Source organism: Streptococcus sp. F0442, assembly GCF_000314795.2.
Classification (GTDB): Bacteria; Bacillota; Bacilli; order Lactobacillales; family Streptococcaceae; genus Streptococcus.
Window position 1 is genome coordinate 44,852 of record NZ_KB373315.1, and the last position, 13,661, is coordinate 58,512.

Genomic DNA, 13,661 nt, shown 5'->3' on the forward strand with positions numbered 1-13,661 from the left:
GCGTTTACTTAATATGTTATAATATTCACAAAGAAACGAAAATAAAATGGTTTTGTCAAACCAACAAAGAAAAGGAGTCGCTTATGAAAGCTGCAACTTATGTATCTGCAGGCAATCTGCAACTGCTTGATCAACCAAAACCAGTGATCAAAAATCCAACGGATGCCATTGTGCGTGTCTTGAAGACAACCATCTGTGGGACAGACCTTCACATCCTAGGAGGAGATGTTCCGGCTTGTAAAGAAGGCACGATTTTAGGTCACGAAGGAATCGGGATCGTCGAAGAAGTCGGTGATGCGGTGAATAACTTCAAGGTGGGCGACAAGGTCATTATCTCTTGTGTCACAGCTTGTAACACCTGCTATTACTGTAAACGTAGCCTGCCTTCTCACTGTGAAGATGGTGGTTGGATTTTGGGTCACTTGATCAACGGAACCCAAGCAGAGTATGTGCATATTCCACATGCGGATGGCAGTCTTTATCATGCGCCTGAAACTGTGGATGACGAAGCCTTGGTCATGCTCTCAGACATTCTCCCAACATCTTATGAAATCGGGGTGCTTCCATCTCATGTAAAACCTGGGGACAATGTCTGTATCGTTGGAGCTGGTCCGATTGGCCTTGCGGCTCTTTTGACCGTTCAATTCTTCTCGCCAGCTACGATTATCATGGTAGACTTGTCTGAATCTCGTCTTGAAGCGGCTAAGAAATTTGGAGCTACTCATACCATCTGCTCCAGAGATATCGCTGAAATCAAGGCCTTTATCAATGAAGTGACTGAAGGCCGCGGTGTCGATATCTCCATGGAATGTGTGGGCTATCCTGCTACTTTTGATGTCTGCCAAAACGTCATCTCTGTCGGTGGTCATATTGCCAATGTCGGTGTTCACGGAAAACCAGTTAGCTTTAATTTGGATGAATTGTGGATCAAGAACATTACCCTCAACACCGGTCTTGTCAATGCTAATACCACTGAAATGTTGCTCAATGTCTTGAAATCAGGCAAGATCGATGCAACCAAGCTCATTACTCACCACTTCAAACTCTCAGAAGTTGAAAAAGCCTATGATGTCTTTAAACACGCGGGTGAAAACCATGCACTCAAGGTCATTATCGAAAATGATATCAGTGAATGAAGTGGCAACTAATATTTGTTCATAGTTTTTTTAGACGGACCAGAGATATTCTGGTCCTATTTTCAGTCCCAAATAGCCGATAATTCCTTGCAAAAAAAATTCCTTGTCTTATAATATAAGTGTAGAAAACGAATACATTAAGAGAAAGGTGTAATCTTATGAAACGGTTTTGTTATCATCGTGAATTCTGGATGGACTTCCATTTCTGGATCTTGGTCTTGCTTATAGTAGCTGTGGTTATGACGATGCAGGCTCCGCTTTCGGTAGTTAGCCTAGCTTATCTTGCTTTTGTTGGGATTCTGATTCTTCTGCAGGTCTTTCAACCGTCTGTATTGACACGGCAGTACCCAGAAGGTAGCTACCATTTCAATTGGACCTTCTATCGCGATACTAGACTGTATATCGATCTCTTTTTATTAGCAGGTCTCTTGGCAGGCCCAATTACTTCATCGGATATGGTCTATTGGATCTTGCTTGGAGCCGTCGTAGGCTCTATCGGTTTTGTATTTGTCGTAAAGGAAAAAGCAACTCAAAAGATGGCCTAGGGAATCATCATGTCCTAGATCTCTGAAACTAGTTTCAGAGATCTTTTTATTTTCCCCTAAAATGTGAAACTATAATCCAATTGCACGATTAACGTTGTAAGCGCTTCAAAAATAGATTATAATCATTTTACAAGTACTCGAGTTGCCTTATTATCAAAGGAGAAGGAGTTATGTCAAAGATTACAAAAGATGAACTGATTGAACAAATCAAAGACGGCATCATTGTTTCTTGTCAAGCTCTCCCTCATGAACCGCTCTATACAGAAGCAGGAGGAGTCATTCCTCTCTTGGTCAAAGCGGCTGAACAGGGTGGAGCTGTCGGAATCCGAGCCAATAGTGTCCGGGATATCAAGGAAATCAAGGAAGTGACCAAGTTACCAATTATTGGGATTATCAAACGTGATTACCCACCTGAAGAACCCTTTATCACGGCTACTATGAAAGAAGTCGATGAGCTGGCAGCTTTGGATATCGCAGTCATTGCACTTGATTGTACCAAACGTCCCCGTCATGATGGTCTTTCGATTAGTGATTTTATCCATCAAGTTAAAGAGAAATATCCAGACCAACTCTTGATGGCTGATACCTCTACTCTGGAAGAAGGATTGACAGCAGTCGAAGCGGGAGTAGACTTTGTCGGAACGACCCTTTCGGGCTATACGGACTACAGTCCGAAGGTTGATGGGCCAGATTTTGAACTGATCCATAGCCTCTGTCAAGCAGGAGTGGATGTCATCGCAGAAGGCAAGATCCACTATCCTGATCAGGCCAAGAAAATCCATGATCTTGGGGTTCGTGGGATCGTTGTAGGCGGCGCCATTACCCGACCAAAAGAGATCACCGAGCGCTTTGTCGCAGCCTTAAAATGAGAAAACAAAACAGTAGATTGAAGGAGGAGGAGACCCAATAGAGAGTAGTCGAATCTGAAACATGAACAAGAATAGGCGTCCTCATTGAGGATAACCCCCTGTAAGAGTAATCTTACCGTAAATTGTGAGGAGAAATCACATGAAAATGAAAAAAGTATTGTGCTCGTTGGTAGCTGGTGCAGCTCTTCTAGCACTCGCAGCTTGTGGCTCTGGCGGAGGATCAAAATCAGAATCTTCTGGTGGAAATTCTGGTAAAACAGAAATTACCTGGTGGGCTTTCCCAGTCTTTACTCAAGAAAAAGCAGAAGATGGTGTCGGAACCTACGAAAAATCAATTATTGCAGCTTTTGAAAAAGCGAATCCAGATATCCACGTGAATTTGGAAACGATTGACTTCAAGTCAGGTCCTGAAAAGATCACAACGGCTATTGAAGCAGGAACTGCTCCAGATGTGCTCTTTGATGCACCTGGACGGATCATTCAGTATGGTAAAAATGGAAAATTGGCTGATTTGAACGATCTCTTTACAGAAGATTTTGTCAAAGATGTCAATAATGAAAATATCATCCAAGCCAGCAAGGCAGGTGACACAGCTTACATGTATCCAATTAGTTCAGCACCATTCTACATGGCGATGAATAAGAAGATGCTCAAAGATGCAGGCGTGTTGGATCTTGTCAAAGAAGGCTGGACAACAGACGACTTTGAAAAAGTCTTGAAAGCCTTGAAAGACAAAGGCTACACACCAGGATCACTCTTCAGTAATGGTCAAGGTGGAGACCAAGGAACTCGTGCCTTCATTGCCAACCTTTATGGCGGTTCTGTTACTGATGAAAAAGTAACCAAGTATACAACTGATGATGCGAAATTCGTCAAAGGTTTGGAAAAAGCTTCTAAATGGATCGATGACGGCTTGATGATGAATGGTTCTCAATTCGATGGTGGGGCAGATATCCAAAACTTTGCAAATGGTCAAACTTCTTACACCATCTTGTGGGCGCCTTCACAAAACGGTATCCAAGCTAAATTGTTGGATGCAAGTAAGGTTGAAGTAGTAGAAGTGCCATTCCCATCTGACTCAGGCAAGCCAAAATTGGAATACCTTGTCAATGGATTTGCAGTTTTCAATAATAAAGATGAAAAGAAAATTGCTGCTGCTAAGAAATTTGTACAGTTCATCGCAGACGACAAAGAATGGGGTCCAAAAGATGTTGTGCGTACAGGAGCTTTCCCAGTTCGTAGTTCATTTGGTAAGTTGTACGATGACAAACGGATGGAAACCATCAGCACTTGGACAAAATACTACTCACCATACTACAACACGATCAACGGTTTTGCAGAAATGCGGACCCTATGGTTCCCAATGTTGCAATCTGTTTCAAACGGGGATGAAAAAGCAGAACCAGCTTTGAAGACCTTTACTGAAAAAGCAAACGAAACCATTACGAAAAAATAATCAGTCTATGAAGCAGACCTAAGTCTTTCATAGAAACGAGAATTTGCAGGCCCCTTCGAATCCGTATTTCTCTTTTTGGAATGGAACGAAGGGGTCTTCATTCTTTCTGGATCTTCTTTTCTTAAGTCGTAAGATATGTTTAGAAAAGAAAATAGAAAAAGAACACTAGGAGGTGCCTTACTGTGAAGGTAAACAAAATCCGAATGAGGGAGACACTCGTTTCCTACGCATTCCTAGCACCCATTTTAATCTTCTTTACGGTCTTTGTCCTAGCACCCATGATCATGGGCTTTGTGACAAGTTTCTTCAACTATTCTATGACATCCTTTAAGTTTGTCGGTTTAGAAAATTATTCCCGCATGTTTGCGGATAAGGTCTTTGTGAAGTCCTTGATCAATACTGTCATCATCGTTATCGGATCAGTTCCGATCGTAGTATTGTTCTCCTTGTTTGTGGCTTCTCAGACCTACCATCAAAATGCCATTGCGCGTTCCTTCTATCGTTTCGTCTTCTTCCTTCCAGTTGTTACAGGGAGTGTAGCGGTAACGGTTGTATGGAAATGGATCTATGATCCACTATCAGGGATTTTGAACTTTGTATTGAAATCTGGACATGTCATCAACCAAAACATTTCTTGGTTGGGGGACAAACACTGGGCTTTGATGGCCATCATCATTATTTTGTTGACCACTTCAGTTGGTCAACCGATCATCCTCTACATCGCTGCTATGGGAAATATTGATAATTCCCTCGTAGAAGCCGCGCGTGTGGATGGTGCGACAGAATTTCAAGTTTTCTGGAAGATCAAATGGCCAAGCTTATTGCCAACAACCCTTTATATTGCGATCATTACGACCATTAACTCTTTCCAATGTTTCGCCTTGATCCAATTGTTGACATCCGGTGGTCCGAACTACTCAACGAGTACCCTTATGTACTACCTCTATGAAAAAGCCTTTAAACTCTCTGAATATGGTTATGCCAACACCATGGGTGTCTTCCTTGCGGTGATGATTGCTATCATCAGTTTTGCGCAATTCAAGATCCTCGGAAATGACGTAGAATACTAAAGAAAGGAGCCTCAGATGAAACCAACACAAAAGAAACCCATCACTGCCTTTACAGTGATTTCAACGATCATTTTGCTCCTTTTAACAATTTTGTTCATTTTCCCATTTTATTGGATCTTGACAGGGGCCTTTAAGTCTCAACCAGATACGATTATGATCCCACCTCAATGGTGGCCAAAGACACCAACCATGGAAAACTTCCAACAGTTGATGGTGCAAAACCCAGCCCTACAATGGTTGTGGAATAGTGTCTTCATCTCCCTTGCAACCATGCTTTTGGTATGTATGACCTCGTCCTTAGCTGGCTATGTCTTGGCGAAGAAACGCTTCTATGGGCAACGAATTCTCTTTGCCATCTTCATTGCAGCTATGGCCCTTCCAAAACAGGTTGTCTTGGTTCCATTGGTACGCATTATCAACTTTATGGGAATCCACGACACCTTAGCAGCGGTTATCTTGCCACTGGTCGGATGGCCATTCGGGGTCTTCTTGATGAAACAATTTAGTGAAAACATCCCAACAGAACTCTTAGAATCTGCTAAGATCGATGGTTGTGGAGAGTTGCGGACTTTCTGGAGCGTTGCCTTCCCAATTGTCAAGCCGGGATTTGCAGCCCTTGCCATCTTTACCTTTATCAACACCTGGAACGACTACTTTATGCAATTGGTAATGCTGACCTCTCGGCAAAACTTGACCATTTCTTTAGGGGTAGCAACCATGCAGGCCGAAATGGCCACCAACTATGGCTTGATCATGGCTGGGGCAGCCCTAGCTGCAGTGCCAATCGTTACGGTCTTCCTCGTCTTCCAAAAATCCTTTACACAAGGGATTACCATGGGTGCGGTCAAAGGATAAGTCGTCTGTTTGGACAAACGATAGTTGTGTACAGATCGGTTTTCTAGGCTGAGAAGTATCGAAAGGATGAGAATATGATATTTGATGATTTAAAAAACATCACCTTTTACAAAGGAATCCACCCAAATCTGGATCAGGCCATTGACTTTCTCTATGAGCATCGGAAGGATTCTTTTGAATTGGGGAGATACGATATTGATGGGGATAAGGTCTTTCTCGTCGTTCAAGAAAATACCCTCAACAAAGCAGAAAATGATCGCTTTGAACACCACAAAAGATATGCCGATTTGCATTTATTGGTAGAAGGGCATGAGTTTTCGAGTTATGGATCTCGTGTGACAGGTGAGGCGCTCGCATTTGATGAAGCATCGGACATCGGTTTTGTCCATTGCCAGGAGTCTTATCCGCTTCATCTAGGCTATCATAATTTTGCGATTTTCTTTCCAGGGGAGCCTCACCAGCCCAATGGCTATGCAGGGCAAGAAGATATCGTGAAAAAATATCTATTTAAAATTGCGATCGATTGATCACGTTAGAAAGGAGTGCCTATGTCATCTAAGGGGGCAGGATTGATCAAAACCGTTTTTAACACGGACAATGTAGTGATGCGTATCAGTGAGAAGGTCCTCGACTTGGTAACTGTTAATCTTTTATTTGTGCTAAGTTGTTTACCAGTTCTCACGATTGGAATTGCGAAAATTAGTTTGTATCAGACCTTATTTGCCATTAAGCACCAGCGTCGTGTTCCGGTGATTCGTAGTTATGCGAAGGCTTTTCGGGACAATTGGAAAATAGGCTTACAACTAGGAAGTTTAGAACTGATTGTTGCAGGTATTTGTCTCTTTGATTTATTCTTATTTTGGGGGCAAACTTCCCTAGCTTTCCAAGCTTTGAAAACCATTTGTTTAGGCCTCTTTCTCTTTCTTGTGTTGATCTTATTGGCTGCTTATCCGATTGCGGCCCGCTACCAATTGGATTGGAAAGAGTGTTTGCAAAAAGCCATGATTGTGACAGGCTTGCATTTTCCTTGGTTCTTTGTCATGGGAAGTGCTCTCTTGCTTCTATGTATGGCTCTTGCAAGCTCGGTTTTAGCTTTCCTATTGGGGCTTATGATCTTTTTCTTGTTTGGCTTTTCAAGCTTGGCTTTTGCACAAGTTGGATTAATGGAAAAGATTTTCGCCCAGTACCAAGAATAAAATGAATTCATTAGTGACAAAAGGAGAAAAAATGTCAGATTTAAAAAAATATGAAGGAGTCATCCCCGCTTTTTACGCCTGCTATGATGACCAAGGAGAAATTAGCCCGGAGCGGGTACGTGCGCTGGTAGAATATTTTATCGCGAAAGGTGTGCAGGGCTTGTATGTCAACGGATCCTCCGGCGAATGTATCTACCAGAGCGTAGCCGATAGCAAGTTGGTCTTGGAAGAAGTCATGGCAGTGGCTAAAGGAAAATTGACCATCATCGCTCATGTAGCCTGCAACAATACCAAGGATAGTGTGGAATTGGCACGACATGCAGAAGAGCTGGGAGTGGATGCCATTGCGGCCATTCCGCCAATTTATTTCCGCTTGCCAGAATACAGTGTTGCCCACTACTGGAATGAAATCAGCGCAGCAGCACCTAACACGGACTTTGTCATCTACAATATTCCGCAATTGGCAGGGGTAGCTTTGACACCGAGTCTGTATAAAGAAATGTTGAAAAACCCACGGGTCATTGGAGTGAAAAACTCTTCGATGCCAGTGCAGGATATTCAGATCTTTGCTTCTTTAGGAGGTGATGACCATATCGTCTTTAATGGTCCAGACGAACAATTCTTGGGTGGCCGTCTTATGGGAGCAGGAGCTGGTATTGGAGGCACCTATGGTGCTATGCCAGAGCTCTTCTTGAAACTCAATCAGCTGATTGCTGAGAAAGACTTGGAGACTGCGCGTGACTTGCAGTTTGCCATCAATGACATTATCGGAGTCTTGACGTCTGCTCATGGAAACATGTATGGAGTCATAAAGGAAGTATTGCGCATCAATGAAGGTTTGGACTTGGGATCTGTTCGCTCCCCTTTGACGCCAGTAGTAGAAGCGGATCAAGAAGTGATCCAACGTGCTGCTCAACTCATTAAGGACACAAAAGACAGATTCCTTTGATCAAAGGAGGTCTAGATGAATCCATATGTTGTAATTGATATCGGCGGAACGAGTATCAAATATGGTCTAGCCGATGCAGAAGGGCAACTCATAGAGACCCATGAAATGCCAACAGAGGCCCAAAAAGGAGGACCTCACATTCTTAAGACAACGAAGGAAATTGTAGCCCGTTATTTAAAGAAGCATGCCTTGGCAGGAGTTGCGATTTCCTCAGCTGGGATGGTCGATCCGGATAAGGGAGAAATCTTTTATGCTGGACCACAAATTCCCAACTATGCTGGCACTCAATTCAAAAAGGAAATTGAGGAGGCCTTTCAGCTCCCTTGTGAGATTGAAAATGATGTCAATTGTGCTGGTCTTGCAGAGGTTACCACAGGGCATGCTAAAGGATCGAACAATGCTGTTTGCCTGACAATTGGAACAGGAATTGGCGGTTGCCTCCTGTTGGATGGTCAAGTCTTTCATGGCTTTAGCAATTCAGCTTGTGAAGTTGGCTATCTTCATTTGCCAGATGGCGCCTTTCAAGATTTAGCTTCTACAACTGCCTTGGTCGAGTATGTGGCGGCGTGCCATGGCGATCCTTCAGACCAGTGGAATGGTCGCCGTATTTTCAAGCAGGCGACAGAAGGAGATAAGATCTGTATGGCAGGGATTGATCGGATGGTGGCCTACCTTGGAAAAGGATTAGCGAATATCGCCTACATGGTCAATCCAGAGGTCATCGTTCTTGGAGGGGGGATTATGGCCCAGGAAGCCATCCTCAAGCCAAAAATCTATCAAGCTCTGTGTGCCGAACTTGTACCTAGCCTAGCAGATAAAATCCGTTTGGAATTTGCCCATCATCAAAATGCTGCGGGTATGTTGGGAGCTTACTATCACTTTAGACAAAAACATGCAACATAAAACAAGTCGCACAGGCGACTTGTTTTTGCTTCATCATAAAAACCATGAAGGATGAGAGAAGCCCCAACCTTCATGGTTTTTTAAATAGGGAGACCATATTAAGATTTTCGAGAACGTTGACTAGAGAGTTTTTTGTTTTCCCAGTAGCTATTAAAGACGACTTCTTTTTGTTCTCGGTTTTTATTGAGGAAATGGGCATAGACTAAATCCACTACAATGAGGAGAGGGAAAATGGCAGAGATTCGATCGATGTAGGTGCTACTAGGAAGGGGTGCAGCAGGCAATACCTCTGTATATCCTTGGTGGATAGCCGCAGGGTTAGAAGTTATAAGAATCGTCTTGGCCCCTTTTTCCTTGGCTTTTAGAAGACTGTCTGTAATAGAGCTCGTACTTCCTGATAGTGAGAAACCGATGACCAGACAAGAGGAATCGAGAATGCTCGTCGTCCAAGCAAAGCCATCTTGATCTGTCAGAGCCTCACAAACGACGCCCAGTCGCATCAAGCGCAATTTCATTTCTCGAGCTACTAAACCAGAACTACCGATCCCAAAGAAGTAGACCCGGTCCGCTTGGTCGATCAGTTCAGCCACCCGATCCAATTGTGAATCGTTTACTAGGCTTTCAGTGACGTTACTGATATGGTGGTAGCGTTGCAAAACACTGAGAGTAAGTTCGTCATGATCTTGCACTTGTTTTTGATTCTTGGTTTCTTCATTAAAATGATAAACAAACTCCCGATAGCCGGTGAAACCACATTTTTGAGAGAAACGCGTCAAAGCTGCTTTTGAAACATGAAGCAACTCAGTGACACGAGAAGAAGACAGGGAATGCTGTCGCGCTTCTGACGATAAAAAGTATTGGGCAATGTCACGTTCCATATCTGTCAGCTCTGATTCATGACTGGCAATAATCGAGCGTAAATCTTGATCTTGTTTCACAGCAATCCTCCTTCCTCGCAAAATGAAATAACAGGATTCTCCTATAATATATTACACATTATAACATGGCTAACCGCTTTATTCAAGTAAAAGAAATCAAGAAATACTGAAACTAGGAACAGGATATACAAATAAAGAGAACGTTACCAATGTTGAAAAGACGGCCTTAGTGCGTATCCATAATTTTCTGAACATTCTAGATTTAGCCTGAACAAACGATATGAATTGTGGTATAATTTAAGATAATTGTACTGTTGTTGGAAGAACAATGGTTGAATAAGGAGGTGTGACGATGTCGAATGCAACACTCGAGATGATGCAAGAGATCGAACAGGCTGCTCAAGGAGTGATTGTAGGCTATGAAGCTCAAGTCGAACAAATCCGAACGGATTCACGCGATCGCCTTGCAACAGTGGCGCAGCATTACGATGAGGAAACGGAGCAATTGGTCGCAGAGGCAGAAAATAACGCCCAGGAAAAACTTGTCCGTTTAACGAAAGATCTGGCAGAAACGGTTGCGCGTAATGATGCCAAAGTACAGCAAGCGATGACCGATAAACGAGCTGGGTTAGTTGAAGCCATTGTAGAAAAGGTGGTAGCAAGCTATGGCCGTTAGTCAGATGCAAAAACTGTCTCTCATCTTGCCCAAAGATGACTTGGACAGTCTCCTACTAGCGCTGCAGTCTGAGGCGAAAATCCAGATTTATGACCTAAGTGAACAGGAAGAGTGGCAGGCTGCTTTTGAGGCAAATACCTTGTCTCAACCCTTGACAGAGGACAATCGTCAAGTCTTGGTAGAGCTACAAAAACGTCAAGAACAAGTTGAAAAAATGATTCAGACTCTGGAGCCCTATATGCCTGAGAAGAAGGCCCTGCAAGCTCTGAAGGAAGAACCCTTAAGCTTGTCTTTTGATGATCTGCAGGCCCACGGGATGATTCGAGATGAGGATCTTCTATTGACCAAGTTGAAACGCCAATTGCGCGTGTTAGACAAGGCTCGACAGAAGATTGCAGATGCAAAGGGAGAGATCGAGCACTTAGAAAAATGGCGACCGTTAGAGGTGACACCAACAGCCCTTGCTACCTTTCACTATGTGCATGGTTTGATTGGGACCATCCCGAATAGCGATACAGACGCTGTTCGTTCTTCCTTAAAAGCTCATCCTGAGCTGGAGTTAGAAGAAGTCTTTACGTCTGAGACGGAACACGGCTATGTCATCTTGTATCGTTCGGGAGACCGTGTAGCTGTTCAGGAGCTTCTGGAAGAACATGGGTTCAAAGAATTGGACTATGAAGAAGAGCAAGTCCCAGCCGTTTACTTGGATCGCCTAGAAAGGGAAATCAAAGAGCAGGAAGCTGTCGTTGCAGCAACCCTAGCAGAGTTACAAGACTCCCAGAAGGAGTTGGACCAACTCAAGTATCAGATGGATTACTTGTTGAGCTTGGGGGCTCGTGAGGAAGCCAAGTCACTGCTAGCCAGCACGCAAAGTTTGGTAGCCTTAGAGGGTTGGATTGAAACATCGCAAGTGGCCTCGTTACGAGACTTCTTGCAACAAGGCTTTGGTTCTCGGGTCTTACTTGAGACGCGCGATGTGACAGAAAAAGATTGGGATGACGTGCCGATCCAGTTGCGAAATAGCGCCTTGGTAGAGCCTTTTGAATTAGTCACAGAGATGTACGCCCTGCCTAAGTATTACGAGAAAGATCCGACACCGATCGTTTCGCTCTTCTACTTTGTTTTCTTTGGCATGATGGTCGCAGATATCGGTTATGGATTGTTGCTAACGGTAGCGACAGGCTTTGCCCTCAAAGCTTTCAAACTCAATCCTGGTACGGCAAAGAATCTTCGATTCTTCAGTCTCCTCGGGATTTCAGTTGCCCTTTGGGGTGTGGTTTATGGCTCTTTCTTTGGATTTGAGATGCCTTTTGCCCTGATCAGTACGACCAGTAACGCCATGACCATCCTGATCCTCTCAGTAGTCTTTGGTTTTGTTACTGTCTTAGTGGGCTTGTTCCTAGGGGGGATGAAAAATGTCCGCCTCAAAGACTACACGGAAGCCTATAATGCGGGCTTTGCTTGGGTTTTGATCCTACTTGGCTTAATGCTTCTAGCAGTAGGCAATATCTTACCAGGGATGAGCGTCCTAGTTCCGATTGGCAAGTGGCTAGCTATTTTGAATGCCATTGGGATCTTGATTGTTTCCATTGTCAGTGCCAAGAAGCTGTCCGGTTTAGCGTCTGGTCTCTTTAACCTTTACAATGTCAGTGGCTATATCGGAGACCTGGTCAGTTTCACCCGTTTGATGGCCTTGGGCTTGTCTGGAGCTAGTATCGGTTCAGCCTTTAACCTCATTGTCAATCTCTTTCCACCGCTTGGACGGTTTACGGTAGGACTTCTGCTCTTTATTGTCCTTCATGCTATTAATATGTTCCTGTCCTTCTTGTCAGGATATGTGCATGGAGCCCGTTTGATCTTTGTGGAGTTCTTCGGCAAGTTCTACGAAGGAGGAGGCAAGCCATTTCGTCCTCTCAAACCTTCTGAACGCTATATTAAAACAAAAAAATAAGTATTATCTTTAATAAATAGGAGTATATTCATGGAATCTTTAGCATCATATTTTTCAGCCCATGGGGGCGCCTTCTTTGCAGCATTTGGTGTAGCGATCGCCGTCGCACTTAGTGGGATGGGATCTGCCCTTGGGGTTGGTAAAACGGGTCAAGCAGCAGCAGCACTCTTGAAAGAACAACCTGAAAAATTTGCCCAAGCCCTGATTCTGCAATTGTTGCCAGGTACACAAGGTTTGTACGGTTTCGTTATTGGGATCTTGATCTGGTTGCAAATTAAGCCAGATATGCCACTTGAAACAGGGGTTGCATACTTCTTTACAGCTCTTCCAGTAGCGATCGTTGGTTATTTCTCAGCAAAACACCAAGGAAATGTTGCGACAGCAGGGATGCAAATCTTGGCTAAACGCCCTGAAGACATGATGAAAGGGGTTATCCTTGCGGCCATGGTTGAAACTTATGCCATCTTGGCCTTCGTTGTGTCCTTCCTATTGACCCTACGCGTCGGCTAAGAACTAGCTTTGATGAATTCGTCTCGCGAGACGAAAAACAAAAGACGCATGCAATAGGAGAAATAACGAATGGATGAACAAACCCAATTAAAGGATTCGATCTTGGCCCAAGCCCACGAAAAAGGGCGTAAACTCTTAGAAGAGGCCAAGGAAACCATCCTAAAAGAAGAGACGGCGCAAGAAGATCGTTTGATCCAAGATAAACTCAATCAACGTGCTGAGCAGCTCAAGCGGATTCAACGTCAATTGCAACGTGAAACCCAACAAATCGAAAATAAAAAACGCCAATCAACCCTTGTCACCAAGCAACGAGTCTTAAAGGATCTCTTTTCAGATGCTTATGAAGCAATGGCGGCTTGGCCCCTTGACAAGGAAATGCAGTTTGTAGATGCGATTTTAGACCGCTATCAAGGGCAAGTTGTGACTCTGACCTTTGGGGCGGTGAGTGCTAGCAAATTTGATTCAGCAGCTCTCGATAGATTGAAGCAGACTCATCAGAATGTGACAGTTGCAGATGCGACGATCCCAGCTCAAGCAGGTTTTGTCTTGTCGGTTGGGAAGATTGATGACAACTATCTCTACCGTGATTTGGTGGATTCCATTTGGGAGCAAGAAAGCTACCAGATGGCAGCCAGCATTTTCACAGATGAAGAGAACTAGGAGGTTG

Annotated in this window: 15 protein-coding genes; 14 read left to right on the plus strand and 1 reads right to left on the minus strand. The window is 43.8% G+C overall.

The features are described from left to right. The first annotated feature begins 83 nt into the window (after positions 1-83). The 10 genes from HMPREF9186_RS06565 (at position 84) to HMPREF9186_RS06610 (ending at position 8,979) form a co-directional block, all read left to right on the plus strand. The gene (locus tag HMPREF9186_RS06565) at positions 84-1,136 is read left to right on the plus strand and encodes a zinc-dependent alcohol dehydrogenase family protein (protein WP_009731985.1); all 1,053 of its coding nucleotides are present in this window, start codon (positions 84-86) and stop codon (positions 1,134-1,136) included. A gap of 158 nt (positions 1,137-1,294) precedes the next feature. Further along, positions 1,295-1,681, plus strand: a complete 387-nt coding sequence (locus tag HMPREF9186_RS06570) for a hypothetical protein (RefSeq protein ID WP_009731986.1) — start codon at positions 1,295-1,297, stop codon at positions 1,679-1,681. A 170-nt stretch (positions 1,682-1,851) separates the two neighbouring features. Then, positions 1,852-2,550 (plus strand): N-acetylmannosamine-6-phosphate 2-epimerase, encoded by a 699-nt coding sequence (locus HMPREF9186_RS06575; protein WP_009731987.1) that lies wholly within the window; start codon positions 1,852-1,854, stop codon positions 2,548-2,550. A 139-nt stretch (positions 2,551-2,689) separates the two neighbouring features. After that, positions 2,690-4,006, plus strand: coding sequence for an extracellular solute-binding protein (locus HMPREF9186_RS06580; protein ID WP_009731988.1), 1,317 nt, complete (start codon positions 2,690-2,692; stop codon positions 4,004-4,006). 182 nt (positions 4,007-4,188) lie between these two features. Continuing rightward, entirely contained in the window at positions 4,189-5,076 is an 888-nt protein-coding gene (locus HMPREF9186_RS06585) for a carbohydrate ABC transporter permease (RefSeq protein ID WP_003009412.1), read from the plus strand. 15 nt (positions 5,077-5,091) lie between these two features. Next, positions 5,092-5,931, plus strand: a complete 840-nt coding sequence (locus HMPREF9186_RS06590; protein WP_009731989.1) for a carbohydrate ABC transporter permease — start codon at positions 5,092-5,094, stop codon at positions 5,929-5,931. 74 nt (positions 5,932-6,005) lie between these two features. Next, a complete protein-coding gene (locus HMPREF9186_RS06595; RefSeq protein ID WP_003009416.1) occupies positions 6,006-6,458 on the plus strand; it encodes a YhcH/YjgK/YiaL family protein in 453 nt (150 codons plus the stop codon). A 21-nt stretch (positions 6,459-6,479) separates the two neighbouring features. Further along, positions 6,480-7,127: a YesL family protein gene (locus tag HMPREF9186_RS06600; RefSeq protein ID WP_003009419.1), complete on the plus strand. Its 648-nt coding sequence runs from the start codon at positions 6,480-6,482 to the stop codon at positions 7,125-7,127. Between the two features lie 31 nt (positions 7,128-7,158). Next, the gene (locus HMPREF9186_RS06605) at positions 7,159-8,076 is read left to right on the plus strand and encodes a dihydrodipicolinate synthase family protein (RefSeq protein WP_009731990.1); all 918 of its coding nucleotides are present in this window, start codon (positions 7,159-7,161) and stop codon (positions 8,074-8,076) included. A 15-nt stretch (positions 8,077-8,091) separates the two neighbouring features. Next, a complete protein-coding gene (locus HMPREF9186_RS06610) occupies positions 8,092-8,979 on the plus strand; it encodes an ROK family protein (protein WP_009731991.1) in 888 nt (295 codons plus the stop codon). A 98-nt stretch (positions 8,980-9,077) separates the two neighbouring features. Here the strand turns inward: HMPREF9186_RS06610 and HMPREF9186_RS06615 are convergent, their stop codons facing one another. Beyond that, positions 9,078-9,917 carry a MurR/RpiR family transcriptional regulator gene (locus tag HMPREF9186_RS06615; RefSeq protein ID WP_009731992.1) on the minus strand — a complete coding sequence of 280 codons (840 nt, stop codon included), beginning with the start codon at positions 9,915-9,917 and terminating at the stop codon, positions 9,078-9,080. A gap of 292 nt (positions 9,918-10,209) precedes the next feature. Between HMPREF9186_RS06615 and HMPREF9186_RS06620 the strand changes: the two genes are divergently transcribed. The 4 genes from HMPREF9186_RS06620 (at position 10,210) to HMPREF9186_RS06635 (ending at position 13,654) form a co-directional block, all read left to right on the plus strand. Continuing rightward, positions 10,210-10,533 (plus strand): hypothetical protein, encoded by a 324-nt coding sequence (locus HMPREF9186_RS06620; protein WP_009731993.1) that lies wholly within the window; start codon positions 10,210-10,212, stop codon positions 10,531-10,533. After that, a complete protein-coding gene (locus tag HMPREF9186_RS06625) occupies positions 10,523-12,484 on the plus strand; it encodes a V-type ATP synthase subunit I (RefSeq protein WP_009731994.1) in 1,962 nt (653 codons plus the stop codon). The genes HMPREF9186_RS06620 and HMPREF9186_RS06625 overlap by 11 nt, the downstream gene beginning before the upstream one ends. A 30-nt stretch (positions 12,485-12,514) precedes the next feature. Further along, positions 12,515-12,994: a V-type ATP synthase subunit K gene (locus HMPREF9186_RS06630; RefSeq protein ID WP_003009435.1), complete on the plus strand. Its 480-nt coding sequence runs from the start codon at positions 12,515-12,517 to the stop codon at positions 12,992-12,994. Between the two features lie 69 nt (positions 12,995-13,063). Next, entirely contained in the window at positions 13,064-13,654 is a 591-nt protein-coding gene (locus HMPREF9186_RS06635) for a hypothetical protein (RefSeq protein WP_009731995.1), read from the plus strand. The last annotated feature ends 7 nt before the right edge of the window (positions 13,655-13,661 follow it).